Raw genomic sequence first — 16,477 nt, 5'->3', positions numbered from 1 at the left:
CTCAGGAACCGGACCGGTCGGCGGCAGGGAGACCCGCCGGCCGCTGCGCCTCCGGGGAGCTCTCGGAAGCCTCCCCCTCCGCCTCCCCCTCCGCCTCCGCCTCCGCACGGAGCCGCGTCACCTCCGCCCTGGTACGCCGAGCGGTGCGCAGCGCGTCCCATGTCAGTACCGAGAGCGCCAGCCATACGAGGGCGAAGCCGGCCCACCGCTCGGGGGGCATCTCCTCGTGGAAGTAGACCACCCCGAGCAGGAACTGGAGCGTCGGCGTCAGGTACTGGAGCAGTCCGAGCATGGACAGCGGCACCCGGATGGCCGCCGCACCGAAGCAGACCAGCGGTATCGCCGTCACCAGGCCGGCGGAGGCGAGCAGCGCGGCGTGCCCGGCGCCCTGGGACGTGAACGTGCCCTCGCCGCGCGCCCCCAGCCACAGCAGATACGCCAACGCCGGCAGGAACTGGACCGTCGCCTCCGCAGCCAGTGACTCCAGCCCGCTGAGCCCGACCTTCTTCTTGGCCAGCCCGTAGCTGGCGAACGAGAAGGCGAGGCAGAGCGAGATCCACGGAGGCTGGCCGTAGCCGAACGTCAAGGTGACCACCGAGACGAAACCCGTCCCGACTGCCACCCATTGCGCGGGCCGCAGCCGTTCCTTCAGCAGCAGCACACCCATGGCTATGGTGACCAGCGGGTTGATGAAGTATCCAAGGGACGCCTCCACCACATGGCCGGAGTTCACGGCCCAGATGTAGACACCCCAGTTGACCGTGATCGTCGCGGCCGCGACGACGACCAGCGCCAGTTTGCGCGGCTGCCGCAACAGCGTGCCCGCCCACGCCCAACGTCGCATCACCAGCAGGACCAACACGACGAGGACCAGGGACCACACCATGCGGTGGGCGAGGATCTCGACGGCGCCGGCCGAGTCGACGAGCGGCCAGAACAGCGGGACGAGACCCCACAGGCCATATGCAGCGATGCCGTTCAGCAGCCCGATGCGCTGTTCGCCCCTCGTGGTCACGACTCCCTCTTCTCTCGCTCTTCCCTCGGCGCGTTCTCGGTCTCGCCGGCCGACGCCATCGCGCGCAGGCCGACCAGATGACGGTAACGCCGCCGCCCGATCGCTGTCATGTGCGTATCGCCATACGGTCATGACAGTACGAGGGCAGCCCCCCCCCACACGCGCAGCGGCCTGCACGAGGGCGGCCCCCACGCGAAGCGGCCCGGACCTGGGTGACCAGATCCGGGCCGCTTCAGGCGAGGCGGTCGGCCGAACGGGTTAGCCGGCGACCGTCCAGGTGTCGTTTCCGGTCAGCAGAGCGGCGAGGTCGCCCTTGCCCTGCTGCTGCACGGCGGCGTCGAGCTGGTCGTTCATCAACGTGTCGTACACCGGCCGGTCCACGTCGCGGAAGACGCCGATGGGCGTCTGGTGCAATGTGGTGGGGTCGGCCAGACGGGTCAGCGCGAAGGCCGTGGTGGGGCTGGGGTTGTGCGCGTCGTGGACGAGGATCTGGGACTCGTTCTCCGGGGTGACGGGCACCACGGTGAGGTCACCGGTGATCGCGTCGCGCACCACGCCCTTGGAACCGTCGGCGCCGAAGCGGATCTGCCGGCCGTGCTCCAGCCGGATCACCGCCTCCTGGGCCAGCTGGCGGTCCTTGACGGCCTCGAACGCACCATCGTTGAAGATGTTGCAGTTCTGGTAGATCTCGACCAGGGCGGTGCCGCGGTGCGCGGCGGCCTGGCGCAGCACGCTGGTGAGGTGCTGCCGGTCGGAGTCGACGCTGCGCGCGACGAACGACGCCTCGGAGCCCAGGGCCAGCGACAGCGGGTTGAAGGGGTAGTCCAGGGACCCCATCGGCGTCGACTTGGTGATCTTGCCGACTTCGCTGGTGGGGGAGTACTGGCCCTTGGTGAGACCGTAGATCCGGTTGTTGAACAGCAGGATCTTCAGGTTCACATTGCGCCGGAGGGCGTGGATGAGGTGGTTGCCGCCGATCGACAGGGAGTCGCCGTCGCCGGTGATGACCCAGACGGAGAGGTCGGGGCGGGAGGCCGCCAGACCGGTGGCGATGGCCGGCGCCCGGCCGTGGATGGAGTGCATCCCGTACGTGTTCATGTAGTACGGGAACCGGGAGGAGCAGCCGATGCCGGAGACGAAGACGATGTTCTCTCTGGCCAGGCCGAGCTCCGGCATGAAGCCCTGGACGGCGGCGAGGACCGCGTAGTCGCCGCAGCCGGGGCACCAGCGCACTTCCTGGTCGGACTTGAAGTCCCGCGCGGACTGCTTGGCGGTGGCCTTGGGGACCAGCTTCAGGGCCTCGATGCCCTGGCCCGCGGCACCCGCGCCGGCACCGTTCCTGCGTGTGGTGGTGTCAGTCATCGAGGGCCTCCTTGAGGGCCGTGGCGAGCTGCTCGGCCTTGAACGGCAGGCCACGCACCTGCGTGTAGGACCGGGCGTCGACCAGGTAACGCGCCCGGATCAGCTGGGCCAGCTGCCCGAGGTTCATCTCCGGGATGATCACCTTGTCGTAGCGCTTGAGGATCTCGCCGAGGTTGGCGGGGAACGGGTTCAGATGGCGCAGGTGGGCCTGGGCGATGTGCTCCCCGGCCCGGCGCAGCCGTCGGACCGCCGCCGTGATCGGACCGTAGGTCGAGCCCCAGCCGAGCACCAGCAGCTCCGCCTCGCCCGTGGGGTCGTCCACGGCGATGTCCGGCACCCGAATCCCGTCGATCTTGGCCTGGCGGGTACGGACCATGAAGTCGTGGTTGGCCGGGTCGTAGGAGATGTTGCCCGTGCCGTCCTGCTTCTCGATGCCGCCGATACGGTGCTCGAGCCCGGGGGTGCCCGGGATCGCCCACGGCCTGGCGAGCGTCTCAGGGTCCCGCTTGTAGGGCCAGAAGGCCTCGGTGCCGTCCTCCAGGGTGTGGTTCGGAGCCTGGGCGAACTGCACCCGCAGGTCCGGCAGGTCGTCGACGTCGGGGATCCGCCAGGGCTCGGAGCCGTTGGCCAGGTAACCGTCGGACAGCAGGAAGACCGGGGTGCGGTAGGTCAGCGCGATCCGGGCGGCCTCCACCGCGGCGTCGAAGCAGTCCGCGGGGGTCTGCGGGGCGATGACGGGAACGGGGGCTTCGCCGTTGCGCCCGTACATGGCCTGGAGCAGGTCGGCCTGCTCCGTCTTGGTCGGCAGACCGGTGGACGGACCACCCCGCTGGATGTCGATCACCAGCAGCGGCAGCTCGAGGGAGACGGCCAGGCCGATGGTCTCGCTCTTGAGCGCGATGCCGGGCCCGGATGTCGTGGTCACGCCGAGGGATCCACCGAAGGCGGCACCCAGCGCCGCACCGATTCCGGCGATCTCGTCCTCCGCCTGGAAGGTGCGCACGCCGAAGTTCTTGTGCTTGCTGAGCTCGTGGAGGATGTCGGAGGCCGGCGTGATCGGGTACGAGCCGAGGAACAGCGGCAGATCGGCCTGCTGGGAGGCGGCGACCAAGCCGTAGGCCAGCGCCAGGTTGCCGGAGATGTTGCGGTAGGTGCCCGTCGGGAAGGCCGTGGACGCGGGGGCCACCTCGTAGGAGACGGCGAAGTCCTCGGTGGTCTCGCCGAAGTTCCAGCCGGCCCGGAAGGCCGTCAGGTTGGCCTCGGCGATCTGCGGCTTCTTGGCGAACTTGGTCTTCAGGAACGCCTCGGTGCCCTCGGTGGGCCGGTGGTACATCCAGGAGAGCAGTCCCAGGGCGAACATGTTCTTCGACCGGTCGGCGTCCTTGCGGGGCAGGCCGAAGTCCTTCAGGGCCTCCACCGTCAGCGTGCTCAGCGGTACGGGGTGCACGCGGTAGGCGTCCAGCGAGCCGTCCTCCAGCGGCGAGACCGCGTAGCCGACCTTGGTCAGGGCGCGCGTGGTGAACTCGTCCGTGTTGACGATGATCTCTGCGCCCGGCGGCAGGTCTGCCAGGTTGGCCTTGAGGGCGGCGGGGTTCATCGCCACCAGCACGTTGGGTGCGTCGCCGGGGGTGAGGATGTCGTGGTCGGCGAAGTGGAGCTGGAAGGAGGAGACGCCGGGGAGCGTGCCGGCGGGAGCGCGGATCTCAGCAGGGAAGTTCGGCAGGGTGGACAGATCGTTGCCGAAGGAGGCCGTCTCGGATGTGAAACGGTCACCCGTCAACTGCATTCCGTCACCGGAGTCACCCGCGAACCGGATGATCACACGGTCCAGCCGGCGGATCTCTTTGTCGCCTGGCTCCGGCCGCGGGGTGAGCTGCTGGCCGGCGTCCTCGTCGGACAACTCGGCTGGGCTACTGACCTGGCTGGTCACTGAACTGGACCTCCCTCGGGGCGGCTGTGCGAGGCTGGCCTCCCGACCGGCCTGCCCCGCAACAACAGTACGTCGGTAAGGGTCCCCTTCCCTGAGCCGTTCGAATTCTGGACGGCCATTTGAGACAGTCCCCCGCCCGTTTTTGACATGATTTGCCCTGTCTTCTGGCTCTCTTGCTGGAGAGCTTCCTGCTCATACTTTCGGTCTAGGACCAGGCCCCTGACCGCGTACTGGGACTGGTCGCGGTCGTCGGGGACCTGTTCGCACGGGTGTCTGATCGGTGGCCGTGGTCGGTGCCGCGGTGGCCGGTTGGGAACATCCGTACGTCCATCAGTGTGTCGTGGGTTAGGAGTTCAAATAGGTCAGGACGGCGAGAACGCGGCGGTGATCCCCGTCACTCTGGGACAGGCCCAGTTTGAGGAAGATGTTGCTGACGTGCTTCTCCACCGCACCGTCGCTCACCACGAGCTGGCGGGCGATCGCGGAGTTCGTCCGGCCTTCGGCCATCAGCCCCAGCACCTCGCGCTCCCGCGGGGTCAGCCCGGTGAGCACGTCCTGCTTGCGGCTGCGTCCGAGCAGCTGGGCGACGACCTCCGGGTCCAGCGCGGTGCCGCCTCGGGCCACGCGTACGACCGCGTCCACGAACTCGCGCACCTCGGCGACGCGGTCCTTGAGCAGATAGCCCACGCCATGACTGGAACCGGCCAGTAGTTCCGTCGCGTACTCCTCCTCTACATACTGGGACAGCACCAGCACGCCGAGTCCCGGATGCGCTCGGCGGAGCTGGACGGCGGCCCGGACCCCTTCGTCGGTATGCGTCGGCGGCATGCGCACATCCGCGACCACGACGTCGGGCAGTGCCTCCTGCTCGGCCAGACTGGTGATGGTCTTGATCAGGGCTTCGGCATCCCCGACGCCCGCCACCACCTCATGCCCGCGGTCGGTCAACAGCCTGGTCAGGCCCTCCCTGAGCAGCACCGAATCCTCGGCGATGACCACCCGCACCCTGTCCTCCACGATCTTCGATCCCCCAGCCCTACGGCCCGCCTCGACCCGGGCGGGCCACTGCCCGCATCCGTGTCAGCGGCCGTCCCCTTTTCCTCGTCCTCCACGTCCGGACTCCAGCATCCCAGCAATCCACCCCCTTCGCTGAGCGCCTGTGGATAACCCCAACTGGATACCTGTGGAAAAGACGACTGGATACCGGCGGACGCGGGATGGCCGGCCGGCACGGCCGTCCGCGGCTGTGGTGCAGAACGCGATGACCAGGGGGAGTTATGGGTGCGCGAGGCGCTGGCGGACGGGGCGAACGGATGGGGGAGCGGATGGGGACGAGGAGCGTGTCATTGTGCCGCTGTCTTCCGTGGGCGCGGCGTTCGGATGGTGAGATGCCGTGACGCCGGCGGCCCAGCGGGCGTCGGCAGGTCCGGAGGTCCTGCCGTCGCCCCTGGGCGTCGGAGCCTTGGGTCGTCAGGCGGCGAGGCGGTCCCGCCACGGCAGCTCGGCCGTTATGCGGGTCGGGCCGGCCTCGGGGGAGTCGATCGCGAGGATGCCGTCGACCGCGTCCAGCCGCTCGGCCAGACCCCGCAGGCCCGAGCCGGCGGCCAGGCCGGCGCCCCCCACGCCGTCGTCCGTGACCTGGAGCAACAGGCGACTCTCCACCTTCCATACGTCGACCGTGGCCCGGGAGGCCCGACTGTGCTTGCTGACGTTCTGGAGGAGCTCGGATACCGTGAAGTAGGCGATGCCTTCGATGGCGGGTGCGGGCCTGGCGGGCAGGTCGACCTCGACGGTGACCGGGACCGTGCAGCGGGCCGCGACGGAGGAGAGGGCGGCGTCCAGGCCGCGGTCGGTGAGCACGGCCGGGTGGATGCCCCGGGCCAGATCGCGCAGCTCCTGAAGGGCTGTCTTCACCTCGCCGTGTGCTTCGTCCACCATGCGGGCCGCCGCGTCCGGGTCCTCCGCCAGCTTCTCCTTGGCGAGGCCGAGGTCCATCGCGAGACTGACCAGTCGGGCCTGTGCGCCGTCGTGCAGGTCGCGCTCGATGCGGCGCAGGTCGGCGGCGGCAGTGTCGACCACCACCCCGCGGTCCGACTCCAACTCGACCACCCGGGTGGCCAGCCGCGACGGGCCGAGCAGCCCACTCACCAGCAGCCGGTCGACCGTCGTCAGGGCCCGCATCATCCACGGTGTGGCGAGCGTGACCAGCAGGCCCACCAATGCCGTCATCGCGATCTCGAAGGGGTTGTCCAGATAGACGTTGTGCGTGGCGTCGCCATACAGCTGGATGCCGCCGGTGCCCAGGTACATCGGGAAGACCCACTGCCAGAGCGGGTAGGACAGCAGGGCCCAGCCGTAGGTCCAGAACCCCAGCGAGACCGAGCCCGCGAAGACCGCCCACGGGAAGTGGATCATCGCGTAGAGCATGTGCCGCCAGGAGACGCCGCTCTTGAGCAGCTCACCCATCCAGGCCAGCGCGCCGCGCTTCGCCGGGCGAATGGGCTCGGGCGGCGCCACCTCCAGGCCGAGCAGCGCTCGGGCCCGGGTCCGCTCCAGCGCACCGAAGCCCCGGCAGCAGGCCAGCCCCGCAGCGAGTATCGGCACCCCGAGGAACGTGATCAGCATGCCGGCGCCCATCGAGAGCGTCGTCACTGCGAGGGCGAACAGGACGGTGCTGATCGGCAGGCTCAAGAGCAGATAGGCGAATTCCCCCCAGGTCCGTGCCTCGATCGGTGCTCGCAGCATGGCCGGCAGACGACGCCTGCCCCCGCCCCGGCCGTTCCCCAGGTCCCCGGGCCCCACCCCGCCGAACCCGGGCCGGCCCTGCCGCCCGTACTCCTGTCCGTAACCCGTGGCCATCGGTGTCGTCCGTTCTCTCCGGTCCAGCGGACCCCGTTGTTTCTTCTTGTGCGTTTTATGTGTCTTACGCGTTTTGCGAGTCTTGCTCGGCTTGTATGTCTTACGTGATGTGTGCGAATTACATGTCTTACGTGTCTTACATGTCTCATGTGGCAATGGAGCTGCCCGCCCGCTGGTTGGCTCCGCGGCCTCGGTGGAGCAAGGGGCGGGGAGTTCCGGTGGCGTACCTCAACACTGCCGTCGGTGACCCGAGCGGGCCATGGAGCAAGTGGGCCTCTTGGACCGGGGGTTTTCCCTACCTCCGGACGACCGGTCCGTGGCGGCACCGGCGTTTCGCACGGTGCGCGCACTCAAGGCCGGCGCATGCCTGAGCGGGGCGCACGCCCGACGCGCGCCCCCGTGCGAGGGATTTCCTCCGCCGGCTCCTACTTCTGCTCGTCCTGGCGGTCGCGCCAGGGGAGTTCCGCTGTGACGGTCGTCGGGCCGCCCGTGGGGGAGTCGATGACGAACAGGCCGTCCACGGCGCCCAGCCGCTCCGCAAGGCCCGCCATGCCCGTGCCGCCGGAGAGGTCCGCGCCCCCCACGCCGTTGTCGCTGACCTGGATCAGTAGCCGGGAGTCCGCACGCCACACGTCCACGGATGCGGAACGGGCCCGACTGTGTTTGCTGACGTTCTGGAGGAGCTCGGATACCGTGAAGTAGGCGATGCCTTCGATGGCGGGTGCGGGCCTGGCGGGCAGGTCGACCTCGACGGTGACCGGGACCGTGCAGCGGGCGGCGACGGAGGAGAGGGCGGCGTCCAGGCCGCGGTCGGTGAGCACGGCCGGGTGGATGCCCCGGGCCAGATCACGCAGCTCCTGGAGAGCGAGCTTCACCTCCCCATGCGCTTCGTCGACCATGGCCGCGGCGGCGTCCGGGTCCTCCGTCAGCTTCTCCTTGGCGAGGCCGAGGCCCATGGCGAGATTGACCAGTCGGGCCTGTGCGCCGTCGTGCAGGTCGCGCTCGATGCGGCGCAGGTCGGCGGCGGCCGTGTCGACCACCACCCCGCGGTCCGACTCCAACTCGGCGATCCGCACCTCCAGGTCGTCCGACGGCGACAGCAGGCCGCGGACCATCGCCCGGTCGACGTTCGCCAGCCCGCGCAGGATGAACGGGGAGACCGGCCACAGGACGACGAACGAGACCATCGTGACGACGAAGGTGAGGATCCCCCAGGGCAGGCGTATGAAGCCGTACAGCGCCGTACGCCAGCCGAGCGGATCCTTCACGCTGGACCACAGCCGGGCGAGGAGGCTCTGCCCACCCCGCTTCCGCTTACGCCTCGGCTCCGCCGTCCGCACACCCAGCAGCGCCCGGGCCCGGGCGCGCTCCGCCCGACTCAGCTCACGGGCGCCCGCCAGACCGGCCGCGAGCAGCGGCAGACCGATCACGGTCACCGACATCCCCGCACCCGTGGTGAGAGACGTGACCACATACACGAAACCGATCACGGCCACCGGCAGATTGAGCAGGAGGTGGGCCATCTCCTTCCAGGTGTGACGGTCGTACTTGAGCAGCCGGGGTGGCGGTGGCCCGTCCGGGCTGCCGGTGCGATCCCCGGCGGCACCCTGCGCTGCGCCGGGCTCGCCGAACGGAATCGTGTACGTACGTGCGGTCATACCGACAGCCTGCCCGCCCGCCGTCCGCCGCGCCATGAGGTGGACCGCCATGACGTACTGCGGTAAACCCCACCATCCATTTCACGTCGGTCCACCGGCCGGCGCCCTGGTCGGCACTTACCCGGACTTTAGATGCCCTGCTCACCCCGTTCCGGGCAGGCCCTAGACTCGCGTGCGTAAGCCAGCATGCGTACAAGATGCGTATAGGCCGTCGAAACGGGGCATCCCGGGCCGCCAGCATCGCGTACGCCCGAGGCGCCGCAAGACCAGGGAGCGAGGGGCGGACGTGCCGGAACCGACCGTGCTCGCGGCGGGCTACTTCGCGTCGTACTCCGTCGTCGGGCTGCTCGCCGTCGTGGGCGTGCTGTTCGTCGCCGTCGCGTTCGGCGCGGGGCGGTTGCTGCGGCCCGTCGTGCCCACCCCCGAGAAGCTGCTCACGTACGAGTGCGGGATCGATCCGGTCGGCGAGGGCTGGGCGCACACCCAGGTCCGCTACTACGTGTACGCATTCCTCTATGTGATCTTCGCAGTCGACTCGATCTTCCTCTTCCCCTGGGCGACGGTGTTCGCGGCGCCCGGGTACGGCGCGACCACGTTGGTGGAGATGTTCGTCTTCCTCGGGTTCCTCGCCGTCGGCCTGCTTTACGCCTGGAAGAAGGGCGTACTCGCATGGACATGAACCAGCCTGCCTCGAACCCGTCCGTGCCGTCCGTGCCCGGTGCCGGTACCGGTGCCTCCGCGGCGCGGTCCACCGGAAGCAGCCGGGCCGTGGAGCTGCCCGCTCCGGTGCGGCTGCCTCCCGAGGGCGCCGGTTCCGGCCGGCTCGGCGCGCTCGCCCGGCTCGCGCCCGAGCCCATGAAGGTGGTCCTCAACTGGGGGCGCCGCTACAGCCTCTGGGTCTTCAACTTCGGCCTCGCCTGCTGCGCGATCGAGTTCATCGCCGCCTCCATGGCGCGCCACGACTTCATCCGCCTCGGCGTCATCCCGTTCGCCCCGGGGCCCCGGCAGGCCGACCTGATGGTGGTCTCCGGAACGGTCACGGACAAGATGGCACCCGCCGTGAAGCGGCTCTACGAGCAGATGCCGGAGCCCAAATACGTCATCTCCTTCGGAGCCTGCTCCAACTGCGGTGGCCCCTACTGGGACTCGTACAGCGTGACCAAGGGCGTCGACCAGGTCATCCCCGTCGACGTCTACGTACCGGGCTGCCCACCGCGCCCCGAGGCGCTGCTCCAAGGGATCATCAAGCTCCAGGAGAAGATCGCCCGTGAATCCCTCGGGGAGCGGTACGCGGGTCCCGCCGAGGCTGCCCGGGGTTCCCGCCGGTCGTCGGCGGACGAGTTGCAGCGCGGTCTGGTGAGGCCGCCGCACCGCCCCGCCACGCCAGGGGAGGAGGGCACGCCGTGACCGGCTGGCTCACCGCCGACGTCGGCGAACTCTTCGGGGACGGTGCCGTGGCCCAGGAGTCGTACGGCCTGCTCACCGTCGACGTGCCGGCCACCTCGTGGATCGCCGCCCTGCGCACCGCGCACTCCGAGCTCGGCTGCACCTACTTCGACTGGCTCAGCGCGGTGGACGAGCCCGGCACCGGCTTCCGGGTCTCCGCGCACGTGGTGGCGCTCGCGCCGGTGCGCAGGCTGCTGCTGCGCACCACCGTGCCGCACGACGCGCCGGTACTGGCCTCCGCGGTCGACGTGTACGCCGGCGCGAGCTGGCACGAGCGCGAGACCCACGAGATGTTCGGGATCGACTTCGAGGGCCATCCGCACCTCGTGCCGCTCCTGCTGCCCGACGGCTTCGAAGGACACCCGCTGCGCAAGGACTTCGTCCTCGCGGCGCGGGTCGTGAAGGCGTGGCCCGGCGCCAAGGAGCCGGGCGAGTCGGAACACGGCGGGCCGCGGCGGCGCCAGATGCGGCCGCCCGGCGTGCCGGACCCGAACGAATGGGGGCCGCACAAGGGCACCCTCCCAGCCGCCCCCGCACGCCCGGCCCGCGGCGCACGCCCGGGCAGCGGCGGGGGCGCGGCTGGCGAACCGGCGGCCCGAGGCGCCGCGCGCCCCGCGAGGGAGCGCCGGCCGCGCCGGATGCGCACGGCGTCGGAGGGCTCGGTGAGCCAGTCGACTCAAGGGGCGGGGTCGGGTGAGGCGCCTTCTCAGCAGCATCCTCAGCCTTCTGAGCGGGCCCGGACATCTCAGCGGCCTCAGCCTTCTGAGCAGGCTCAGGCATCTCAGCGACCTCAGGCGGCTCAGCGACCTCAGGCGGCTCGGCCGGCTCAGCCGACTGAGGCTCCCCAGACGTCAGTGGAGCCTCGACCGTCCGGGGAGCCTCAGGCGTCCGAGAGGCCTCAGGCATCCGAGTCCCCTCAACCGCCGCACAGGTCGGCCGGGGCCCCCGCCGAGGAGGCTGCCGGTCTTGCCGGTGCCTCGGACGCCGAGGGGGCGGCGGCAGGCGGGGCTCCTGCGCGGGGCGAGTCCGGTGTGCCCGGTGGGGCCGACGAGCCCGGAGCCTCCGGCGCGTCCGGCGCCTCTGAAGAACCTGGTGCGCCGGAGTCCGCGCCTCAGGAGCCACCCGCCCGAACCGGCGCGCGCAGCACCGACGCCCCGTGGCACCACGCCCGCCCGGCCTTCGAGGACCGGCACCGTGAACATGCCGACCGCCCCGACGGCCGCGACGGCACCCCCGACGACCGCGCCCGACGAACCTCGGAAGCCAACGACCGGGGCGCCAACGACCGGAGCGCCAACGACCGGGGCGCCAACGGCACGGATGCCAACGACGAGGATCCAAACGACGGGGACGCAAACGACGACGCCCCCGACTCGGACACCCCCGACACCTCCGGTCCCGACCCCTCCGACCCCGACACCTCCGACCCCGACACCTCCGACCCCGACACCTCCCACCCCGACACCCCCCGAGGAGGCCCCCGGTGAACGACGTGTTCGACGTCGTCGTGCGGCTCCTCGTCGTGCTCGCCGTCTTCCTCGTCCTTCCCCTGGTGATCGGTCAGGCCGAGCACAAGGTGATGGCCCATATGCAGGGCCGTCTGGGGCCGATGTACGCGGGCGGGTTCCACGGGTGGGCGCAACTGGTCGCCGACGGTGTGAAGTTCGCGCAGAAGGAAGACGTGGTCCCGGCCGCCGCGGACCGGCGGGTCTTCCAGCTTGCGCCGGCCGTCGCGCTCCTGCCGTATCTGCTGGTGCTCGTCGCCCTGCCGATCGGGCCCGGCGCGGGGGCGGTCGGCGAGGTCGTCGACGCGGGGGTGTTCTTCGTCCTCGCGGTCATGGGCGTCGGGGTGCTGGGCTCGCTCATGGCGGGCTGGGCGTCCGCCAACAAGTACTCGCTCCTCGGTGGCCTGCGGACCGCCGCCCAGTTGCTCGCGTACGAGCTTCCGATGCTGCTCGCCGCCGCGTCGGTGGCGATGGCGGCCGGCACGCTCTCGCTGCCCGGCATCCTGGACGCCTTCGCATGGTGGTGGGTGCCCTGGCAGCTGGTCGGTGCACTGGTGTTCTTCGTCGCCGGCCTTGCGGAGCTCCAGCGCCCGCCCTTCGACATGCCGGTCGCCGACTCCGAGATCATCTTCGGCGCTTACACCGAGTACACGGGGCTGCGCTTCGCCCTCTTCATGCTCGCCGAGTACGCGGGGATCGTCGTCCTGTGCGGGCTGACCACCGTCCTCTTCCTCGGCGGCTGGCACGGGCCGTGGGGCGGTGACGGCCTGGGCTGGGTGTGGACCCTGCTCAAGACGGCCGTCCTCGCCTTCCTCGTGATCTGGCTGCGCGTCAGCTATCCGCGGCTGCGTGAGGACCAGCTCCAGAAACTCTCCTGGACCCTGCTCGTGCCGCTGGCCCTCGCCCAGATCGCCCTCACCGGTGTCGTCAAGGTGGTGATGCAGTAATGGCGCCCCCCATTCCCGGATCAGGGCTCGCCAAGGGCCTCGCCGTCACGCTGCGGACGATGACGAAGAAGACCGTCACCCAGCAGTACCCGGACGTGCAGCCCGAGCTTCCGCCGCGCAGCCGCGGCGTGATCGGCCTCTTCGAGGAGAACTGCACGGTCTGCATGCTGTGCGCGCGTGAGTGCCCCGACTGGTGCATCTACATCGACTCCCACAAGGAGACCGTGCCGCCCGCCGCCCCCGGTGGCCGCGAGCGCAGCCGTAACGTCCTCGATCGGTTCGCGATCGACTTCGCCCTGTGCATGTACTGCGGTATCTGCATCGAGGTCTGTCCTTTCGACGCGCTGTTCTGGTCACCGGAGTTCGAGTACGCGGAGACCGACATCCGTGATCTCACGCATGAACGGGAGACGTTGCGTGAGTGGATGTGGACCGTGCCCGCGCCGCCCCCGCTCGACGCGGCGGCCGAGGAGCCCAAGGAACTCACCGCTGCCCGCAGGACCGCGGACAAGCTGGCCGCCCAGCAGTCCGCCCAGCAGCAGTCATCGGCTCGGCAGCAGGCCTCCGGAGGTCCGCACGGTGCCCCGCCCCAGGGCGACGGGCGCGGCACGCCACCACCCTCGGGACCGGGCACGGAAGGAGAGTCGTGACACACGCTGCCGCCCACGCCCACGGCTTCCTCTCCCCGTCCGGCGTCGAGATCGCCTTCGTCCTCGTCGGCCTGGCCACCCTGGGCGCGGCGATCGTCACCGTGACCACCCGGCAGATCGTGCACGCGGCGCTCTGGCTGGTCGTCGCGCTCGGCGGTGTCGCCGTCGAGTACCTGCTGCTCACGGCCGAGTTCATCGCCTGGGTGCAGGTGCTCATCTACGTCGGCTCGGTGGTCGTCCTGCTGCTCTTCGGGCTGATGCTCACCAAGGCGCCCATCGGCCACTCCCCGGACGCCGATTCGGGCAACCGCCCGGCGGCGCTGCTGGTCGGCGTCGCCTCCGCCGCCGTCCTCGTCTGGGTGGTCGTCGACGCGTTCCGTGCCACCTGGATCGATCTCGGCGGGCCGGTCGCCGGCTCGGCCGCCGTCACCGGGGCGAGCCTCTTCAGGAACTGGGTGCTGCCGTTCGAGGCGCTCTCCATACTGCTGCTCGCGGCCCTCGTCGGTGCCATCACCCTCTCCCGTAAGACGCCGACCCCCCACGAGGCCTCCCCGGCAACGGCCTCCAGGCGCACACCGACCCTCGGCGCTCCCGGGGGTCCGTCGTCGGCAGCCGGTCACGGCACCTCTGACGGCGGCGGGTCCGCCGCCGCTGGGGAGGGCCGCCGCTGATGCATCTCGTCTTCCCCGCCGTGCTGTCCGTCCTCCTCTTCTCCGTCGGTGTCTACGGGGTGCTGGCGCGCCGGAACGCGATCCTGGTGCTGATGGCCGTCGAGTTGATGCTCAACGCCGTCAACCTCAATCTGGTCGCCTTCGACGTCTGGCTGCGCGACCGCCTGCATTCCGGCCAGGCGCTGACCCTCTTCACGATCGCCATCGCGGCCGCCGAGATCGGCATCGGCCTGGCGATCGTCCTGATGGTGTACCGGGGCCGCGGCACCTCCGACGTGGACCGGCTCCGTGACGCCGCCGAACCGCGCGGCCCCGGCGACGGGGACGCCGCCGCCGACGTCCTGGCCGACGACCCCGACGCGGCGCCGGCCGGCAACCCGCGGCCCGCACGGGCAGACCGGACAGAGGCCACCGCGTGACCACGACCCAGCTCGCCGTACTCGTCCCCCTCCTGCCGTTCCTCGCTGCCGCCGCCGGACTGCTGCTCGGCCGGACAGCGCCCGGTTACGTGCGCCCCATCGCCGTGCTGCCCACCCTCGCGTCAGCCGTGCTCGCCGTGACGGTGGCCGCCCGGCAGGGTGGCGGGCCGCCCGTCGACGCCGCCACCAGGCTCACGCCCACCGGCTCGGTGCCCATCGACCTCGCCCTGCACCTGGACGGGCCGGCCGTGCTGGTCGCGGTGCTGGTCGGCCTGGTCGCCTGCGGTGTGCAGATCTACTCGATCGGCTATCTGCACGACGACCCCCGGTACCCGTCGTATGCCGCACTGGTGTCCCTCTTCACCTCCGCGATGCTGCTCGTCGTCTACTCCGGCGACCTGATGGTGCTACTGGTCGGCTGGGAGGTCATGGGCATCTGCTCCTACTTCCTGGTCGGCCACTACTGGGAGACGCCCGAGGCCCGCGCGGCGTCCCTGAAGGCCTTCCTGGTCACCAAGCTCGGCGATGTGCCCTTTCTCTTCGGGCTGTTCGCGCTCGCCGCCGACGCCGGGTCCTTCCGCATCACCACCGTCCTCGACGCGGCCGCGGGCGGCGGGCTCGCGCATCCGACGCTGATCGCGCTGCTGCTGCTCGCCGGTGTCGCGGGCAAGTCGGCGCAGTTCCCGCTGCACACCTGGCTGCCCGACGCGATGGCGGGCCCCACGCCCGTCTCCGCGCTGATCCACGCGGCGACGATGGTCGCCGCCGGGGTCTATCTCATCGCCCGGCTCCTCCCCGTATTCGCGGCCTCCACGGCCGCGCTCGTGGTGCTCGCGGTGCTGGCCGCGATCACCATGGTCGGCTCGGCTCTGGCCGCGCTCGCCCAGGACGACATCAAACGCGTCCTCGCCTACTCGACCGTCGGCCAACTCGGCTACATGACTGGCGCTCTCGCCGTCGCCGACCGCGGTGCCGCCCTCTTCCACCTCCTCACGCACGGCGCCTTCAAGGCGCTGCTGTTCCTCGCCGCGGGCGTGGTCATCCACGCCGCGGGCACCAACTCGCTCGCCGCCATGACCCGCATACGCGGACTGCGGGCCCGCGTGCCGGACGCCTACTGGACGATGACCGTGGCCCTGCTGGCGCTCGCCGCGATCCCGCCCTTCAGCGGCTTCTTCTCCAAGGAAGCCGTACTGGGCGCCGCCGAGCACGCCGCCACCACGCCCACAGCGCCGCTGCCGGGCACACCTGCCGTACCCGCCGCCGCCGGCTGGATCGTGCTCCTCGCCGGTCTGGCCACGGCCCTGCTCACCGGCGCCTACGCGACCCGGCTGTGGCTGCTGGCCTTCCGCGGCCGGGGCGCCGAGGTCCCCGCACAGGGCCGCGAACCCCTCGTCATGAACGCCGTGCTGTGGGTGCTCGCCGTCCCCTCGCTCGCGCTCGGCCTGGCCACCGGCGTACTGCCCGACTGGCTCGGCGGCACCACCCTCACCCCGGTCCTCACCACCTCCGTCCTCGGCACCGGCGTCTCGCTCGCCGGCGGACTCGTCGTCTACGGGGCCTGGCGGCACACCACCGCGCTCGCCGCACGTGTCCCCATCGGCGCCGTCGCCGCCCGGCGGGGTGCGGACGCGGGTGAGGTCGAGGCCGAGGCCATCGCCGCCCACGAACCGGTCTACGGGAACATCGCCGCCGCCGACGACCCGGCCGACCCGGGCAAGCTGCTGCTCGGCCCGCTGCACCGGCACGCCGCCACCGGCTTCCACCTCGACGCCCTGTACACGACGCTCTTCGTGCGCCCCGTACGGGCCGCGGCGGGTCTGGTCCGCTTCCTGGACCGCGAGGTCGTGGAGACCTACGTGCGCGGCGCCGCGGTGCTGCCGGGCTGGCTCGGGGCTGCCGTCCGCCGTGCGCAGACCGGGAACGTGCAGACCTACCTGAGCGTCCTGCTGGCCGGCTCCGCCGTCCTCGCGCTCGCCGTCGTCCTCGTCGCCACCGGGGGAGCGTGAGTCGCC

The 16,477-nt window shown here is 70.9% G+C and carries 14 protein-coding genes; 8 read left to right on the top strand and 6 right to left on the bottom strand.

Features of this window, described 5'->3' with window-relative positions; all coding sequences use genetic code 11:
• Window position 1: 1 nt before the first annotated feature.
• From rarD to NQO67_RS38680, 6 genes are all read right to left on the bottom strand, one after another.
• Window positions 2–1,015: an EamA family transporter RarD gene (gene rarD / locus NQO67_RS38705; protein ID WP_255955188.1), complete on the bottom strand. Its 1,014-nt coding sequence runs from the start codon at window positions 1,013–1,015 to the stop codon at window positions 2–4.
• A 258-nt stretch (window positions 1,016–1,273) separates the two neighbouring features.
• Window positions 1,274–2,377 (bottom strand): 2-oxoacid:ferredoxin oxidoreductase subunit beta, encoded by a 1,104-nt coding sequence (locus NQO67_RS38700; protein ID WP_255955187.1) that lies wholly within the window; start codon window positions 2,375–2,377, stop codon window positions 1,274–1,276.
• Window positions 2,370–4,307, bottom strand: a complete 1,938-nt coding sequence (locus tag NQO67_RS38695; RefSeq protein ID WP_255955186.1) for a 2-oxoacid:acceptor oxidoreductase subunit alpha — start codon at window positions 4,305–4,307, stop codon at window positions 2,370–2,372. Before NQO67_RS38695 ends, NQO67_RS38700 begins: the two co-directional genes overlap by 8 nt.
• A 345-nt stretch (window positions 4,308–4,652) precedes the next feature.
• Window positions 4,653–5,324, bottom strand: a complete 672-nt coding sequence (locus tag NQO67_RS38690) for a LuxR C-terminal-related transcriptional regulator (RefSeq protein WP_255955185.1) — start codon at window positions 5,322–5,324, stop codon at window positions 4,653–4,655.
• A gap of 453 nt (window positions 5,325–5,777) precedes the next feature.
• Window positions 5,778–7,166 (bottom strand): sensor histidine kinase, encoded by a 1,389-nt coding sequence (locus NQO67_RS38685; RefSeq protein WP_255955184.1) that lies wholly within the window; start codon window positions 7,164–7,166, stop codon window positions 5,778–5,780.
• 425 nt (window positions 7,167–7,591) lie between these two features.
• Window positions 7,592–8,824: a sensor histidine kinase gene (locus NQO67_RS38680; protein ID WP_255955183.1), complete on the bottom strand. Its 1,233-nt coding sequence runs from the start codon at window positions 8,822–8,824 to the stop codon at window positions 7,592–7,594.
• Between the two features lie 286 nt (window positions 8,825–9,110).
• On the opposite strand from NQO67_RS38680, the gene NQO67_RS38675 reads away from it, so the two are divergent.
• The 8 genes from NQO67_RS38675 to NQO67_RS38640 are packed head-to-tail and all read left to right on the top strand — an operon-like array spanning window position 9,111 to window position 16,471.
• The gene (locus tag NQO67_RS38675) at window positions 9,111–9,503 is read left to right on the top strand and encodes an NADH-quinone oxidoreductase subunit A (RefSeq protein ID WP_255955182.1); all 393 of its coding nucleotides are present in this window, start codon (window positions 9,111–9,113) and stop codon (window positions 9,501–9,503) included.
• Window positions 9,494–10,231 (top strand): NADH-quinone oxidoreductase subunit B, encoded by a 738-nt coding sequence (locus NQO67_RS38670; protein ID WP_255955181.1) that lies wholly within the window; start codon window positions 9,494–9,496, stop codon window positions 10,229–10,231. Before NQO67_RS38675 ends, NQO67_RS38670 begins: the two co-directional genes overlap by 10 nt.
• The gene (locus NQO67_RS38665; protein ID WP_255955180.1) at window positions 10,228–11,757 is read left to right on the top strand and encodes an NADH-quinone oxidoreductase subunit C; all 1,530 of its coding nucleotides are present in this window, start codon (window positions 10,228–10,230) and stop codon (window positions 11,755–11,757) included. The genes NQO67_RS38670 and NQO67_RS38665 overlap by 4 nt, the downstream gene beginning before the upstream one ends.
• On the top strand, window positions 11,754–12,722 hold the full coding sequence (locus tag NQO67_RS38660; RefSeq protein ID WP_255955179.1) for a complex I subunit 1/NuoH family protein: 969 nt from the start codon (window positions 11,754–11,756) through the stop codon (window positions 12,720–12,722). The genes NQO67_RS38665 and NQO67_RS38660 overlap by 4 nt, the downstream gene beginning before the upstream one ends.
• Complete coding sequence (locus NQO67_RS38655; RefSeq protein ID WP_255955178.1) at window positions 12,722–13,372, top strand: NuoI/complex I 23 kDa subunit family protein; 651 nt, start codon at window positions 12,722–12,724, stop codon at window positions 13,370–13,372. The genes NQO67_RS38660 and NQO67_RS38655 overlap by 1 nt, the downstream gene beginning before the upstream one ends.
• Window positions 13,369–14,043: an NADH-quinone oxidoreductase subunit J family protein gene (locus NQO67_RS38650; RefSeq protein ID WP_255955177.1), complete on the top strand. Its 675-nt coding sequence runs from the start codon at window positions 13,369–13,371 to the stop codon at window positions 14,041–14,043. Before NQO67_RS38655 ends, NQO67_RS38650 begins: the two co-directional genes overlap by 4 nt.
• The gene (gene nuoK / locus NQO67_RS38645) at window positions 14,043–14,462 is read left to right on the top strand and encodes an NADH-quinone oxidoreductase subunit NuoK (RefSeq protein ID WP_255955176.1); all 420 of its coding nucleotides are present in this window, start codon (window positions 14,043–14,045) and stop codon (window positions 14,460–14,462) included. Before NQO67_RS38650 ends, nuoK begins: the two co-directional genes overlap by 1 nt.
• A complete protein-coding gene (locus NQO67_RS38640) occupies window positions 14,459–16,471 on the top strand; it encodes an NADH-quinone oxidoreductase subunit 5 family protein (protein ID WP_255955175.1) in 2,013 nt (670 codons plus the stop codon). Before nuoK ends, NQO67_RS38640 begins: the two co-directional genes overlap by 4 nt.
• Window positions 16,472–16,477 lie beyond the last annotated feature (6 nt).

Source organism: Streptomyces odontomachi, assembly GCF_024435355.1.
In the GTDB taxonomy this organism is placed as follows: Bacteria; Actinomycetota; Actinomycetes; order Streptomycetales; family Streptomycetaceae; genus Streptomyces; species Streptomyces odontomachi.
Note: the sequence above shows the minus strand (reverse complement) of the source record. Positions and strands in the feature narration are given on the sequence as shown.

Bases quoted from the DNA above. Each gene is read 5' to 3' on its own strand.
- NQO67_RS38700 (WP_255955187.1), bottom strand. From the start codon at position 2,377: ATGACTGACACCACCACACGCAGGAACGGTGCCGGCGCGGGTGCCGCG.
- NQO67_RS38685 (WP_255955184.1), bottom strand. From the start codon at position 7,166: ATGGCCACGGGTTACGGACAGGAGTACGGGCGGCAGGGCCGGCCCGGG.
- NQO67_RS38680 (WP_255955183.1), bottom strand. From the start codon at position 8,824: ATGACCGCACGTACGTACACGATTCCGTTCGGCGAGCCCGGCGCAGCG.
- NQO67_RS38670 (WP_255955181.1), top strand. From the start codon at position 9,494: ATGGACATGAACCAGCCTGCCTCGAACCCGTCCGTGCCGTCCGTGCCC.
- NQO67_RS38655 (WP_255955178.1), top strand. From the start codon at position 12,722: ATGGCGCCCCCCATTCCCGGATCAGGGCTCGCCAAGGGCCTCGCCGTC.
- nuoK (WP_255955176.1), top strand. From the start codon at position 14,043: ATGCATCTCGTCTTCCCCGCCGTGCTGTCCGTCCTCCTCTTCTCCGTC.